This window comes from Pseudomonas sp. TE12508, assembly GCF_056279485.1.
Window position 1 is genome coordinate 61,350 of record NZ_JBWCCN010000002.1, and the last position, 12,964, is coordinate 74,313.

A 12,964-nucleotide genomic window follows, 5' to 3' on the forward strand; every position below is an offset into this window, starting at 1 on the left:
TGCTCTTGATTGAGCAGGTGCCCGCCGAGGACAAATGATGAACGACGATATGAACGCCCAGGACGACCAGGCACTGGCTGATGAATGGGCAGCGGCCCTGGAAGAAACCGGTGACGCCGGGCAGGACGATATCGATGCCTTGCTGGCCGCCGACGCCGCCGGTTCGCCGTCCAACCGTCTGCCGATGGAAGAGTTTGGCAGCGTGCCGAGGAACAACGATCCGGTGACGCTGGACGGTCCGAACCTGGACGTGATCCTCGATATTCCGGTGTCGATTTCCATGGAAGTCGGCAGCACCGATATCAACATCCGCAACCTGCTGCAACTCAACCAGGGTTCGGTAATCGAGCTCGATCGTCTGGCCGGTGAGCCGCTCGACGTGTTGGTTAATGGCACGCTCATCGCCCATGGTGAAGTGGTGGTGGTCAACGAAAAGTTCGGCATTCGCCTGACCGACGTGATCAGCCCAAGCGAACGCATCAAGAAGCTGCGCTGAGTGAAAAAGGTTCTGGGTTTTGTGCTGGGGTTAGCGCTGGCCTTGCCGTTCAGTGTTCTGGCTGCCGAACCGGTTGCGACTGCGACAGCGGCCGCTGCACCGGCTGTCAGCAGCGGTGTGGCCGGACAATTGACGCAACTGGTGTTCGGCTTGCTGCTGGTGCTGGGGGTGATCTTCTTCCTCGCCTGGTTGCTGCGCCGGGTCCAGCAGGCCGGGCCGGCCGGCAAGGGGCAGGTGATCGAGCTGATCGGTTCCCGCGCGCTGGGTCCCCGTGACCGTTTGATGCTGGTGCAGGTCGGCAACGAACAAATCCTGCTCGGCCTGAGCCCTGGCACCATTACCGCGTTGCATGTACTCAAGGAACCGGTGCAGGTGCCGGAAAATGCCGAGAAAGCCACGCCGGAATTTGCCCAGCATCTGCTGAAGATGCTCGGCAAGGATCAGAAGGATAAGAAGTAATGGGTGCGTTACGCATCGTCTTGACGCTGGCCCTGATGCTGGCCGCGCCGCTGGCGTTCGCCGCCGATCCGTTGTCGATCCCGGCAATCACCTTGGGCACTAACGCCGAAGGCGCTCAGGAATATTCGGTCAGCCTGCAAATTCTGCTGATCATGACTGCGCTGAGCTTCATCCCGGCGTTCGTCATGCTGATGACCAGTTTCACCCGGATCATCATCGTGTTCTCGATCCTGCGTCAGGCCCTGGGCTTGCAGCAGACTCCGTCGAACCAGATCCTCACCGGCATGGCGTTGTTCCTCACCATGTTCATCATGGCGCCGGTGTTCGATCGCGTGAATCAGGATGCCTTGCAGCCGTATCTGGCGGAGAAACTCACCGCTCAGGATGCCGTGGCCAAGGCCCAGGTGCCGATCAAGGACTTCATGCTGGCCCAGACTCGCAGTAGCGATCTGGAGTTGTTCATGCGCCTTTCCAAACGCACCGACATCGCTTCGCCTGATCAGGCACCGCTGACGATTCTGGTGCCGGCGTTCGTGACCTCTGAGCTGAAAACCGCGTTCCAGATCGGCTTCATGATCTTCATCCCGTTCCTGATCATCGATCTTGTGGTGGCTAGCGTGTTGATGGCGATGGGTATGATGATGCTCTCGCCACTGATCATTTCCCTGCCGTTCAAAATCATGTTGTTTGTGCTGGTGGATGGCTGGGCGTTGATCATCGGTACCTTGGCCAGCAGCTTCGGCGGCGTTTCACCATGACGCCTGAAGTGGCCGTAGACATCTTTCGCGAAGCGCTGTGGCTCACCACCATGATGGTTGCCGTGCTGGTGATCCCGAGCTTGCTGGTGGGCTTGTTGGTGGCGATGTTCCAGGCCGCCACCCAGATCAACGAACAGACCCTGAGCTTCCTGCCGCGCCTGCTGGTGATGCTGGTGACGCTGATCGTTGCCGGTCCGTGGCTGGTGCAGACTTTCATGGAATACATCCTGCAGCTGTACGGCAGTATTCCTCAGGTCATCGGCTAAACCATGTCGCTGCTGCAGTTGACCGATACCCAGATCAGCACCTGGGTGGCAACGTTCATGTTGCCGTTGTTTCGCATCGGTTCGCTGCTGATGGTCATGCCGATTTTCGGCACGACGCTGGTGCCCACGCGCGTGCGTTTGTACTTCGCGCTGGCGATCACCGTGGTCATTGCGCCGGGGCTGCCGCCCATGCCCGCCGTCAATGCGCTGGACTTGAGTGCGCTGCTGCTGATTGCCGAACAGATCATCATCGGTGCGGTACTGGGATTCTCCTTGCAGCTGTTCTTCCAGGCTTTCGTGGTTGCCGGGCAAATTGTTGCGATCCAGATGGGCATGGGCTTCGCCTCGATGGTCGACCCTACGAACGGTGTGTCGGTGGCGGTGATCGGGCAGTTTTTCACCATGCTGGTGACCCTGCTGTTCCTGTCAATGAACGGCCATCTGGTGGTGTTCGAAGTGCTCACCGAAAGCTTCACCACGCTGCCGGTCGGCGGCGGCTTGATGGTCCATCATTTCTGGGAATTGGCCGGCAAACTCGGCTGGGTACTGGGTGCGGCGCTGTTACTGGTGCTGCCTGCGATCACGGCGTTGCTGGTGGTCAACATTGCGTTTGGCGTGATGACCCGTGCGGCGCCGCAGTTGAACATCTTCTCGATCGGTTTCCCTCTGACGCTAGTGCTCGGGCTGTTCATTGTCTGGGTCGGTCTGGCAGACATTCTCAATCAGTATCAACCGCTGGCCTCCGAGGCTTTGCAGTTGTTACGCGAACTGGCACGGGCGCGCTGAGTCATGGCTGAGAGCGAAAGCGGTCAGGACAAAACAGAAGACCCCACGGAGAAACGTAAAAAGGACTCCCGTGAGAAGGGCGAAATTGCGCGCTCCAAGGAGCTCAATACTCTGGCGGTCATGCTCGCCGGCGCCGGTGCGCTACTGATTTTCGGTGGTGCATTGGCGCAGGACATGATGGAACTGATGCGGATGAACTTCACGCTGTCGCGGGAAGTGATTCTGGATCAGCGCAACATGGGTACCTTCTTGCTGCAATCGGGACAGATTGCCCTGTTGGCGATTCAGCCGGTGATGATCACTTTGCTGTTGGCTGCGTTGATCGGCCCGATCTCTCTCGGTGGCTGGCTGTTCGCGGCCGGCTCCATGGCGCCCAAGTTCAGTCGCATGAACCCCGGCGCGGGCCTGAAACGGATGTTCTCGGCCAAGGCTTTGGTTGAGCTGCTCAAGGCTCTGGCGAAGTTTTTCATCGTCTTGTTCGTGGCGTTGGCGGTCCTGTCGTCGGACATCGATGATCTGTTGCGCATCGCCCACGAGCCATTGGACATGGCGATCATTCACAGCTTGCAGGTGGTCGGCTGGAGTACCTTGTGGATGGCTTGCGGGCTGATCATTATCGCGGTGGTCGACGTGCCGGTGCAGCTTTGGGAAAGCCACAAGAAGCTGCAGATGACCAAGCAGGAAGTGCGCGACGAGCACAAGGATCAGGAAGGTAAACCAGAGGTCAAGCAGCGCATTCGCCAGTTGCAACGCGAGATGTCGCAGCGGCGGATGATGGCGGCCATTCCCGAGGCCGACGTGGTCATCACCAACCCGACTCACTACGCCGTGGCGCTTAAGTACGACCCGGACAAAGGCAATGCGCCGGTGCTGTTGGCCAAGGGTAGCGATTTCCTTGCCTTGAAAATCCGCGAAATCGCCGTGGCCAACAATGTGCTGCTGCTCGAATCGCCGGCGCTGGCGCGTTCGATCTACTACTCCACCGAGCTGGAGCAGGAAATCCCCGGTGGGCTGTATCTGGCAGTCGCCCAGGTACTGGCCTACGTCTACCAGATTCGCCAGTACCGCGCCGGCAAGGGCAAGCGTCCGGATCCGCTCCAGGATGATTTGCCGATTCCACCGGATTTGCGCCGCGATTCCTGACAGATCAAACGATCGCAGCCTTCGGCAGCTCCTGCACGGATCGTGATTTACCCGCGATGTTGCGGTGTGAACCTAATCCGTAGGCGCTGCCGAAGACTGCGATCTTTTGATCTTCCGCACTTGAAAACACCTCTATTCCAAACCCCGGCAAAAGTTGGAAGGCTTCTTGCAATAGCCGCCCTGCGCCTGCTTCAGGCGTCAAAAGTTTGCTTTAAAGGAACGGGGAAAACCGGTGGATCGCTCTCAGTTAATCAACACTGCACGCACAAACGTTGCCGACCTCAGTCGGGGCAATCTGGGCGTGCCGCTGTTGCTGCTGGTCATGCTGGCCATGATGATGTTGCCGGTGCCGCCGTTCCTGCTGGACGTGTTTTTCACGTTCAACATTGCCTTGTCCATCGTCGTATTGCTGGTCTGCGTGTACGCCTTGCGGCCGCTGGATTTTGCCGTGTTCCCGACCATTCTGCTGGTGGCGACGTTGTTGCGACTGGCGCTGAACGTGGCCTCGACACGGGTGGTAATGCTCCACGGTCAGGATGGCCATGCCGCCGCCGGTAAGGTGATTCAGGCCTTCGGTGAGGTGGTGATCGGCGGTAACTACGTGGTTGGTATCGTGGTCTTCGCGATTTTGATGATCATCAACTTCGTCGTAGTGACCAAGGGTGCCGGGCGGATTTCCGAGGTGAGCGCGCGTTTCACCCTCGACGCAATGCCGGGCAAACAAATGGCCATCGACGCCGACTTGAACGCCGGCCTGATCGATCAGAACCAGGCGAAACTGCGCCGGATGGAAGTGGCCCAGGAAGCCGAGTTTTACGGTTCGATGGACGGTGCCAGCAAGTTCGTGCGCGGTGATGCCATCGCCGGCCTGCTGATTCTGTTCATCAACCTGATCGGCGGCATGGCGGTCGGTATCTTCCAGCACGGCATGACCTTTGGCGATGCCGGTCGGGTGTATGCCTTGTTGACCATCGGTGACGGTTTGGTGGCGCAATTGCCATCACTGCTGTTGTCGACTGCCGCCGCGATCATGGTGACCCGGGCTTCCGGCTCGGAAGACATGGGCAAGCAGATCAATCGTCAGATGTTCGCCTCGCCGAAAGCCTTGGCGGTGGCCGCTGGCTTGATGGCGGTGATGGGCCTGGTGCCGGGCATGCCGCACTTCTCCTTTTTGAGCATGGCGGCCCTGGCGGCCGGCGGCGCTTACCTGTTCTGGAAGAAGCAGAACACGGTCAAGGTTCAGGCCCTGCAAGAGGTCAAGCGTCAGCAGGAACTGTTGCCATCGCCGGCCCGCGCCCAGGAAACCAAGGAGCTTGGCTGGGATGACGTGACGCCGATCGACATGATCGGCCTGGAAGTCGGCTACCGCCTGATCCCGCTGGTGGATCGCAACCAGGGTGGTCAGTTGCTGGCACGGATCAAGGGTGTGCGTAAAAAGCTGTCCCAGGACCTGGGCTTTCTGATGCCGACTGTGCATATCCGTGACAACCTCGACCTGGCGCCGAGCGCCTACCGCCTGACCCTGATGGGCGTGATCCTGGCCGAGGCCGAGATTTACCCGGACCGCGAACTGGCGATCAACCCGGGGCAGGTCTACGGCACGCTCAACGGCATTACCGCCAAAGATCCGGCTTTTGGTCTGGAGGCGGTCTGGATCGAAATCAGCCAGCGTGCCCAGGCGCAATCCCTCGGCTACACCGTGGTCGATGCCAGTACAGTCGTGGCAACCCACTTGAACCAGATTTTGTACAAGCACTCCAGCGAGCTGATCGGCCACGAAGAAGTCCAGCAACTCATGCAATTGCTGGCCAAAAGCTCACCGAAACTGGCTGAGGAGCTGGTGCCGGGGGTGGTTTCGCTGTCGCAGTTGCTCAAGGTCTTGCAAGCATTGCTGGCCGAACAGGTGCCGGTACGGGACATTCGCAGCATCGCCGAAGCCATCGCGAATAACGCCGCCAAGAGTCAAGATACTGCCGCTTTGGTGGCCGCGGTGCGCGTCGGCGTATCCCGCGCAATCGTGCAAAGCATTGTAGGCACTGAGTCGCAGCTGCCTGTGATCACCTTGGAGCCAAGGTTGGAACAAATATTGCTCAATAGTCTTCAGAAGGCAGGACAAGGCTCGGAAGAGGGCGTTCTGCTGGAGCCAAGCATGGCAGAGAAACTGCAACGTTCGTTGATCGAAGCGGCGCAGCGTCAGGAAATGCAAGGTCAACCGGTGATTCTGCTGGTGGCCGGTCCGGTTCGCGCGATGCTCTCGCGATTCGGCCGACTGGCAGTCCCGGGTTTGCATGTGTTGGCTTACCAGGAAATCCCTGACAACAAGCAAGTGACCATCGTTGCGACAGTAGGGCCCAACGGCTGAGGTAGTGGTTTATGCAAGTTAAGCGTTTTTTCGCCGCCGATATGCGTCAGGCCATGAAACTGGTTCGTGATGAGCTGGGCGCTGATGCCGCCATCATTGGCAATCGCCGGATCGCCGGCGGTGTCGAGCTGACGGCTGCCCTGGATTACAAATTGTCGGCGCTGGCCCCGCGTGTTCCGAACATGGAGCTCGAGGACGAGCTGCGCAAGACCCAGTCGCGGATCGTCACCGCCCAGGCCGAATTGAGCCTGCGTGGCGATGGCGAGAGCGACAACAGCACCAATCGCCAATTGTTCGCCGGCCTGCCGCTGACCGCCGCCGAGCCACTGATCGAACCGACTTACGCTGAACCTCGTCGTGCTGCACCAGCCCCTGCGCCAGCCTCCGGCGGAGTTGACCCGCGAGCCTTCGATTCGATGCGTTTCGAGCTCAACAGTTTGCGTGAACTGATGGAAGTGCAACTTGGCTCGCTGGCCTGGAATCAGCTGCAAGGCAGCCGTCCGGCCCAGGCTAACCTCTGGCGTCGCCTGCAACGCATCGGTCTGTCCGGCCCGTTGTCGCGCGATTTGCTGGCACTGATCACCGATATTGAAGAACCCCGTCAGGCCTGGCGCATGTTGCTCGCGCACCTGGCGCGGATGATCGCCACGCCGGAAGTCGAGCCACTGGAAGAGGGTGGTGTGATTGCCATGGTTGGCCCGGCAGGCATGGGCAAGACCACCACGCTGGCCAAGCTCGCAGCGCGTTATGTGCTCAAGTACGGCGCGCAAAACATCGCGCTGGTGAGCATGGACAGCTATCGCATCGGCGCTCAGGAACAGCTCAAGACCCTGGGCCGCATCCTCAACGTGTCGGTCACCCATGTCGACCCGGGTCAATCGCTGGTGCAGGCGCTGGAACCTTTGCTGCGCAAACGCGTGGTGCTGATCGATACCGCCGGCCTTCAGGCCAGCGACCCGGCATTGCGCATGCAGCTCGAAAGCCTGGCTGGACGTGGCATCAAATCAAAAAATTATCTGGTCTTGGCAACCACCAGCCAGAAACAGGTTCTAACTGCCGCTTATCACAGTTACAAACGTTGCGGCCTCGCCGGCTGCATCCTGACTAAACTGGATGAAACGGCAAGTCTGGGCGAGGTGTTGAGCCTGGCTATCAGCCATGAGTTGCCGGTGGCTTACCTGACCGATGGTCCGCGGATTCCGGATGATTTGCATCTGCCGCGTCGTCATCAGTTGGTCAGCCGCGCCGTTAGCGTGCAAATGCAGGAAGAACCCAGCGAAGAAGCCATGGCTGACATGTTCGCTGATATTTACCACAGTCCGACCAAGCAGGTTGGCTGAGGTACTAATGAACAGTTTTTGTACCTACATCGATGGTCTGCCATGCATTGTTCCGTTGATGAACGCGCAGCCAGTAATGTGGCCTCCGTCTAAGTAAGACAAGGTAAAGAAATAACATGGGCAGCATGCATCCCGTACAGGTGATCGCGGTGACCGGCGGCAAAGGTGGCGTCGGGAAGACTAACGTGTCAGTGAACTTGTCCCTGGCTCTAGCTGAGCTCGGCCGGCGCGTCATGCTGCTGGATGCCGATCTGGGACTGGCGAACGTCGACGTCCTGCTGGGACTGACACCCAAACGCACCTTGGCCGACGTGATCGAAGGCCGCTGTGAGCTGCGCGACGTACTGTTGCAAGGGCCCGGCGGCATCCGCATCGTCCCGGCGGCGTCCGGCACCCAGAGCATGGTTCATTTGAGCCCGGCCCAGCATGCCGGCCTGATCCAGGCCTTCAGCGACATCGGCGACAACCTCGACGTATTGGTGATCGACACCGCTGCGGGTATTGGTGACTCGGTAGTCAGTTTCGTTCGCGCAGCCCAGGAAGTGCTGCTGGTGGTGTGCGATGAGCCGACCTCGATTACCGACGCCTACGCGCTGATCAAATTGCTGAATCGCGACTACGGCATGAACCGCTTCCGCGTCCTGGCCAACATGGCGCAGAGCCCGCAGGAAGGCCGCAATCTGTTCGCCAAGTTGACCAAGGTCACGGATCGTTTCCTCGACGTCGCCTTACAATACGTCGGTGCCGTGCCTTACGACGAAAGCGTGCGCAAGGCCGTGCAGAAGCAGCGTGCTGTCTACGAAGCCTTCCCGCGTTCCAAGTGCGCCCTGGCGTTCAAGGCCATTGCGCAGAAGGTCGATACCTGGCCACTGCCGGCCAACCCGCGCGGGCACCTGGAGTTTTTCGTCGAGCGCCTCGTGCAACAGACCGCAGGACCCGTCCTATGACAGCCAGTGGTTACAACCTCTACAAGAAGTCGGCACGTGACGCGCAGTACGAGCTGATCGAGCGTTACGCGCCACTGGTCAAACGCATTGCCTATCACTTGCTGGCGCGTTTGCCGGCCAGTGTCCAGGTCGAAGACCTGATCCAGGCCGGGATGATCGGCCTGCTTGAAGTATCAACCAAATACGACGCCAGCAAAGGCGCGAGCTTCGAGACGTACGCGGGCATTCGAATCCGCGGCGCGATGCTCGATGAAGTGCGCAAGGGGGACTGGGCGCCACGTTCGGTTCACCGCAATACCCGCATGGTCAGCGACGCAATTCGCTCGATTGAAGCTAAAACCGGCCGTGACGCTAAAGATCACGAAGTTGCGGCCGAACTCCAATTGAGTCTTGACGATTATTACGGGATTTTGAACGACACCCTCGGTAGCCGGTTATTCAGTTTCGACGATCTGTTGCAGGACGGCGAACACGAAGGGCTGCACGAGGATGGCGCCAGTGCTCATCTCGAGCCGTCGCGCGATCTGGAAGATGAACGCTTCCAGGCAGCGCTGGCGGACGCGATTGCCAATTTGCCGGAGCGTGAGCGACTGGTGTTGGCGCTGTACTACGACGAAGAGTTGAATCTCAAGGAAATCGGTGAGGTCCTGGGGGTCAGCGAATCGCGGGTCAGCCAGTTACACAGCCAGTGCGCGGCCCGTTTGCGGGGGCGTTTGGGGGAGTGGCGAGCGCGCTGACAGGCAGTGTGGGGACACTGCGAACGAGGTGGGTACGGCATTTTGCTGCATCGGCCACGGCCCGTTGTAATCCATACAACTGTTGAGTGTTACGCCGAATTGATTGAACGGCGCGTTCAGGTGCTGCGCGCGTTTTAAGACTGCTTGGAGGTCGAATTGGACAAGAATATGAAAATCCTCATCGTTGATGACTTCTCAACGATGCGGCGGATCATAAAAAACCTGTTGCGTGACCTTGGGTTCACCAACACGGTCGAGGCGGATGACGGTATTACCGCGATTCCGGTCCTCAACAGCGGGAGCATCGACTTTCTGGTAACGGACTGGAACATGCCCGGCATGACCGGTATTGATCTGCTGCGCCACGTGCGTGCCGATGAAAAACTCAAACACCTGCCGGTGTTGATGGTCACGGCCGAAGCCAAGCGCGAGCAAATCATCGAAGCCGCTCAGGCGGGCGTGAACGGCTATGTGGTCAAGCCATTCACGGCTCAAGCGTTGAAAGACAAGATTGAAAAGATCTTCGAACGCATCGGTTGATGTGCAAAGCCAGTCCGTCACGGGGGAGCTATGGAGCATAACGAATCTTCACAGGGCGATTTTGAGTCGACCCTGAAAAAACACGCGGTCGAACTGGTCGAAAGCCTTGAAAAAGGCAGGTTCGGCGACGCTGTGCAACTGATCCATGAGCTCAACCAGACCCGTGACCGCGGCCTGTATCAGGAAGTGGGCAAGCTCACCCGCGAGCTGCATAGCGCGATCGTCAATTTCCAGATTGACCCGCACATGCCGCAAGCCGAGGAAGTGTCTCAGATCACGGATGCCACCGAGCGCCTGGGTTATGTGGTCAAGCTGACCGAGGCCGCGGCCAACCGCACCATGGACCTGGTGGAAAACGCCACGCCGCTGATCAACAGCCTGAGCGACGAAGCTCAGGCGCTGAGCACGGATTGGGGACGGTTCATGCGTCGCGAAGTCGGGGCCGAAGAGTTCCGCGAGCTGGCCCGGCGGGTCGACGGTTTCCTGACCCGCAGCAGTGAAGACAACCGCGTCGTGTCGAGCAACCTCAACGACATTCTGCTGGCCCAGGATTACCAGGACCTCACCGGTCAGGTGATCAAGCGCGTGACCCAGTTGGTCACCGAAGTTGAAAGCAACCTGCTCAAGCTCGTGCTCATGGCCAGTCAGGTCGACCGCTTTGCGGGCATCGAACATGACCGTGAAGCGATGCTGGCTGAAAAAGATCCGCAAAAACATCTCTCTCAGGGTGAAGGTCCGCAGATTCATGCCGATAAAAGAGAAGACGTTGTGTCCGGTCAGGACGATGTGGACGATTTGTTATCCAGCCTAGGATTCTAGAGTTTTAGCATTTTAGGTTTTTTAGGTTTTTAGACCTCAGGAGCACCCCCCTTAATGAGCTTCGGCGCCGATGAAGAGATCCTTCAGGATTTCCTGGTTGAGGCCGGCGAGATTCTAGAGCAACTGTCCGAACAGCTGGTCGAGCTTGAAAGCCGACCGGATGATGCGGATTTGCTCAATGCAATTTTTCGCGGTTTTCACACTGTAAAAGGGGGCGCCGGCTTCCTCCAGCTCAACGAGCTGGTGGAGTGCTGTCACATCGCCGAGAACGTGTTCGACATCCTGCGCAAGGGTGAACGACGCGTCGACTCGGAACTGATGGACGTGGTTCTCGAGGCACTGGACGCGGTGAACGGCATGTTCAGCGAAGTCCGCGAACGCAGCCCGATCACGGCTGCCACGCCTGAGTTGCTTGCCGCGTTGGCCCGTCTGGCCGAGCCGCAAACCGCCGATGAGTCGGCACCGGTCGCCGAGGTGGTGGAAGAACCTGCCGCTGAAGAATCGGGCGACATCACGGATAACGAATTCGAACAACTGCTGGACTCGCTGAATGCCGTCAAGGCTCAAGCCGAGGCTCCAGCGGCTGCGCCAGTGCCGACCAGCGATGCCTCGGCCAGCGACGAAATCACCGATGCCGAGTTCGAGTCGTTGCTCGATCAATTGCACGGCAAAGGCCAGTTCGCCCCCGATGCAGTGGTTGCGGCGCCCACCGCACCGGCGGCCCCGAAAGCGCCAGGCGACAGCTCCGATATTACCGACGACGAGTTCGAAGCACTGCTCGATCAGTTGCACGGCAAAGGCAACTTTGCGGTCGATGCATTGGAGTCGGCGATTGCTTCGGCTCCGGCGCCGGCTGCGCCAACCGCTAAAGCGGCCGGCGACGATCTGATCTCCGATCACGAGTTCGAATCACTGCTCGACGAATTGCATGGCAAAGGCAAGTTTACCGAGGTTGGCACTGGCGCAGTGGTTTCTGCTCCTGTCGCCAAGGCGCCAGCACCGGTTGCGAAACCTGTGGCCAAAGCGCCCGAGCCAAAAGCCGAAGCGCCGAAACCGGCCGCCGCTGCTGCACCGGCACCTGCTCGTGCCCCGGCCGCACCGCCACCGGAAAAACCGGCCAGCGAAGCCGAGACCACCGTGCGGGTCGATACCGCGCGTCTCGACGAGATCATGAACATGGTCGGCGAGCTGGTACTGGTGCGTAACCGCCTGGTCCGCTTGGGCCTCAACAGTGGCGACGAAGCCATGTCCAAGGCCGTGTCGAACCTCGACGTGGTCACGGCCGACCTGCAAACCGCGGTCATGAAGACCCGGATGCAGCCGATCAAGAAAGTCTTCGGGCGCTTCCCGCGTCTGGTTCGCGACCTGGCTCGCCAGCTCAAGAAAGAGATCAACCTGGAGCTGGTCGGCGAAGAAACCGACCTCGACAAGAACCTCGTCGAAGCCCTGGCCGACCCGCTGGTCCACTTGGTGCGCAACTCGGTCGACCACGGTATCGAAGAGCCGGCTGAGCGCGAAGCGATGGGCAAGCCTCGCAGCGGCAAGGTGATTCTGTCCGCTGAACAGGAAGGTGACCACATCCTGCTGTCCATCTCCGATGATGGTAAAGGCATGGACGCCGATGTCCTGCGCGGTATCGCCGTGAAGAAAGGCCTGATGGACAAGGATGCGGCGGACCGTCTCAGCGAGACCGATTGCTTCAACCTGATCTTCGCGCCGGGGTTCTCGACCAAGACCGAGATTTCCGACGTCTCCGGGCGCGGCGTGGGCATGGACGTGGTGAAAACCAAGATCGCCCAGCTCAACGGCACCATCAATATCTACTCGACCAAGGGCAAGGGCTCGAAGATCGTCATCAAGGTCCCGTTGACCCTGGCGATCATGCCGACGCTGATGGTCATGCTCGGCAACCAGGCGTTCGCGTTCCCGCTGGTGAACGTCAACGAGATCTTCCACCTCGACCTGTCGCGCACCAACGTGGTGGACGGCCAGGAAGTGGTGATCGTGCGGGACAAGGCGCTGCCGCTGTTCTACCTCAAGCGCTGGCTGGTCAGCTCCGCCGCTCACGAAGAGCAGCGCGAAGGCCATGTGGTGATCCTTTCGGTGGGCACTCAGCGGATCGGCTTCGTCGTCGATCAACTGGTGGGCCAGGAAGAAGTGGTCATCAAGCCATTGGGCAAAATGCTCCAGGGAACCCCGGGCATGTCCGGCGCCACCATTACCGGTGACGGCCGCATTGCGCTGATTCTCGATGTTCCGAGCATGCTCAAGCGTTACGCCGCACGGCGTATTTGATTCTGCGGGAGCGGGG

The 12,964-nt window shown here is 59.5% G+C and carries 14 protein-coding genes; 13 read left to right on the top strand and 1 reads right to left on the bottom strand.

The genetic code is table 11. The features are described from left to right. The first annotated feature begins 37 nt into the window (after window positions 1-37). The 6 genes from fliN to flhB are packed head-to-tail and all read left to right on the top strand — an operon-like array spanning window position 38 to window position 3,908. Window positions 38-496 carry a flagellar motor switch protein FliN gene (fliN, locus tag ACZ9IM_RS02420; protein WP_008072631.1) on the top strand — a complete coding sequence of 153 codons (459 nt, stop codon included), beginning with the start codon at window positions 38-40 and terminating at the stop codon, window positions 494-496. Continuing rightward, the gene (fliO, locus tag ACZ9IM_RS02425; protein WP_476223295.1) at window positions 497-955 is read left to right on the top strand and encodes a flagellar biosynthetic protein FliO; all 459 of its coding nucleotides are present in this window, start codon (window positions 497-499) and stop codon (window positions 953-955) included. It abuts the gene before it with no gap. Continuing rightward, a complete protein-coding gene (gene fliP / locus ACZ9IM_RS02430; protein ID WP_008072635.1) occupies window positions 955-1,713 on the top strand; it encodes a flagellar type III secretion system pore protein FliP in 759 nt (252 codons plus the stop codon). Before fliO ends, fliP begins: the two co-directional genes overlap by 1 nt. Continuing rightward, window positions 1,710-1,979, top strand: coding sequence for a flagellar biosynthesis protein FliQ (fliQ, locus tag ACZ9IM_RS02435; RefSeq protein ID WP_007948918.1), 270 nt, complete (start codon window positions 1,710-1,712; stop codon window positions 1,977-1,979). The genes fliP and fliQ overlap by 4 nt, the downstream gene beginning before the upstream one ends. Before the next feature lie 3 nt (window positions 1,980-1,982). After that, window positions 1,983-2,765 carry a flagellar biosynthetic protein FliR gene (gene fliR / locus ACZ9IM_RS02440; protein ID WP_427626685.1) on the top strand — a complete coding sequence of 261 codons (783 nt, stop codon included), beginning with the start codon at window positions 1,983-1,985 and terminating at the stop codon, window positions 2,763-2,765. A 3-nt stretch (window positions 2,766-2,768) separates the two neighbouring features. Then, window positions 2,769-3,908 (top strand): flagellar biosynthesis protein FlhB, encoded by a 1,140-nt coding sequence (gene flhB, locus ACZ9IM_RS02445; protein WP_476223296.1) that lies wholly within the window; start codon window positions 2,769-2,771, stop codon window positions 3,906-3,908. A gap of 4 nt (window positions 3,909-3,912) precedes the next feature. Here the strand turns inward: flhB and ACZ9IM_RS02450 are convergent, their stop codons facing one another. Continuing rightward, complete coding sequence (locus tag ACZ9IM_RS02450; RefSeq protein ID WP_476223297.1) at window positions 3,913-4,080, bottom strand: hypothetical protein; 168 nt, start codon at window positions 4,078-4,080, stop codon at window positions 3,913-3,915. 60 nt (window positions 4,081-4,140) lie between these two features. Between ACZ9IM_RS02450 and flhA the strand changes: the two genes are divergently transcribed. From flhA to ACZ9IM_RS02485, 7 genes are all read left to right on the top strand, one after another. After that, window positions 4,141-6,270, top strand: coding sequence for a flagellar biosynthesis protein FlhA (gene flhA, locus ACZ9IM_RS02455; RefSeq protein WP_008072641.1), 2,130 nt, complete (start codon window positions 4,141-4,143; stop codon window positions 6,268-6,270). 11 nt (window positions 6,271-6,281) lie between these two features. Continuing rightward, window positions 6,282-7,610 carry a flagellar biosynthesis protein FlhF gene (gene flhF / locus ACZ9IM_RS02460; protein WP_427626691.1) on the top strand — a complete coding sequence of 443 codons (1,329 nt, stop codon included), beginning with the start codon at window positions 6,282-6,284 and terminating at the stop codon, window positions 7,608-7,610. A 116-nt stretch (window positions 7,611-7,726) separates the two neighbouring features. Beyond that, window positions 7,727-8,557: a flagellar synthesis regulator FleN gene (gene fleN / locus ACZ9IM_RS02465; protein ID WP_003222917.1), complete on the top strand. Its 831-nt coding sequence runs from the start codon at window positions 7,727-7,729 to the stop codon at window positions 8,555-8,557. Further along, the gene (gene fliA, locus ACZ9IM_RS02470; RefSeq protein ID WP_007894214.1) at window positions 8,554-9,294 is read left to right on the top strand and encodes an RNA polymerase sigma factor FliA; all 741 of its coding nucleotides are present in this window, start codon (window positions 8,554-8,556) and stop codon (window positions 9,292-9,294) included. Before fleN ends, fliA begins: the two co-directional genes overlap by 4 nt. 168 nt (window positions 9,295-9,462) lie before the next feature. Next, window positions 9,463-9,834: a chemotaxis response regulator CheY gene (locus ACZ9IM_RS02475; protein ID WP_008072643.1), complete on the top strand. Its 372-nt coding sequence runs from the start codon at window positions 9,463-9,465 to the stop codon at window positions 9,832-9,834. A 30-nt stretch (window positions 9,835-9,864) separates the two neighbouring features. Then, entirely contained in the window at window positions 9,865-10,653 is a 789-nt protein-coding gene (locus tag ACZ9IM_RS02480) for a protein phosphatase CheZ (RefSeq protein WP_008072644.1), read from the top strand. A 54-nt stretch (window positions 10,654-10,707) separates the two neighbouring features. Continuing rightward, window positions 10,708-12,948 (top strand): chemotaxis protein CheA, encoded by a 2,241-nt coding sequence (locus ACZ9IM_RS02485; RefSeq protein WP_427626697.1) that lies wholly within the window; start codon window positions 10,708-10,710, stop codon window positions 12,946-12,948. Window positions 12,949-12,964: the final 16 nt, after the last annotated feature.

Bases quoted from the DNA above. Each gene is read 5' to 3' on its own strand.
- fliN (WP_008072631.1), top strand. From the start codon at position 38: ATGAACGACGATATGAACGCCCAGGACGACCAGGCACTGGCTGATGAA.
- fliP (WP_008072635.1), top strand. From the start codon at position 955: ATGGGTGCGTTACGCATCGTCTTGACGCTGGCCCTGATGCTGGCCGCG.
- fliQ (WP_007948918.1), top strand. From the start codon at position 1,710: ATGACGCCTGAAGTGGCCGTAGACATCTTTCGCGAAGCGCTGTGGCTC.
- fliR (WP_427626685.1), top strand. From the start codon at position 1,983: ATGTCGCTGCTGCAGTTGACCGATACCCAGATCAGCACCTGGGTGGCA.
- flhB (WP_476223296.1), top strand. From the start codon at position 2,769: ATGGCTGAGAGCGAAAGCGGTCAGGACAAAACAGAAGACCCCACGGAG.
- flhF (WP_427626691.1), top strand. From the start codon at position 6,282: ATGCAAGTTAAGCGTTTTTTCGCCGCCGATATGCGTCAGGCCATGAAA.
- fleN (WP_003222917.1), top strand. From the start codon at position 7,727: ATGGGCAGCATGCATCCCGTACAGGTGATCGCGGTGACCGGCGGCAAA.
- fliA (WP_007894214.1), top strand. From the start codon at position 8,554: ATGACAGCCAGTGGTTACAACCTCTACAAGAAGTCGGCACGTGACGCG.
- ACZ9IM_RS02475 (WP_008072643.1), top strand. From the start codon at position 9,463: ATGAAAATCCTCATCGTTGATGACTTCTCAACGATGCGGCGGATCATA.
- ACZ9IM_RS02480 (WP_008072644.1), top strand. From the start codon at position 9,865: ATGGAGCATAACGAATCTTCACAGGGCGATTTTGAGTCGACCCTGAAA.
- ACZ9IM_RS02485 (WP_427626697.1), top strand. From the start codon at position 10,708: ATGAGCTTCGGCGCCGATGAAGAGATCCTTCAGGATTTCCTGGTTGAG.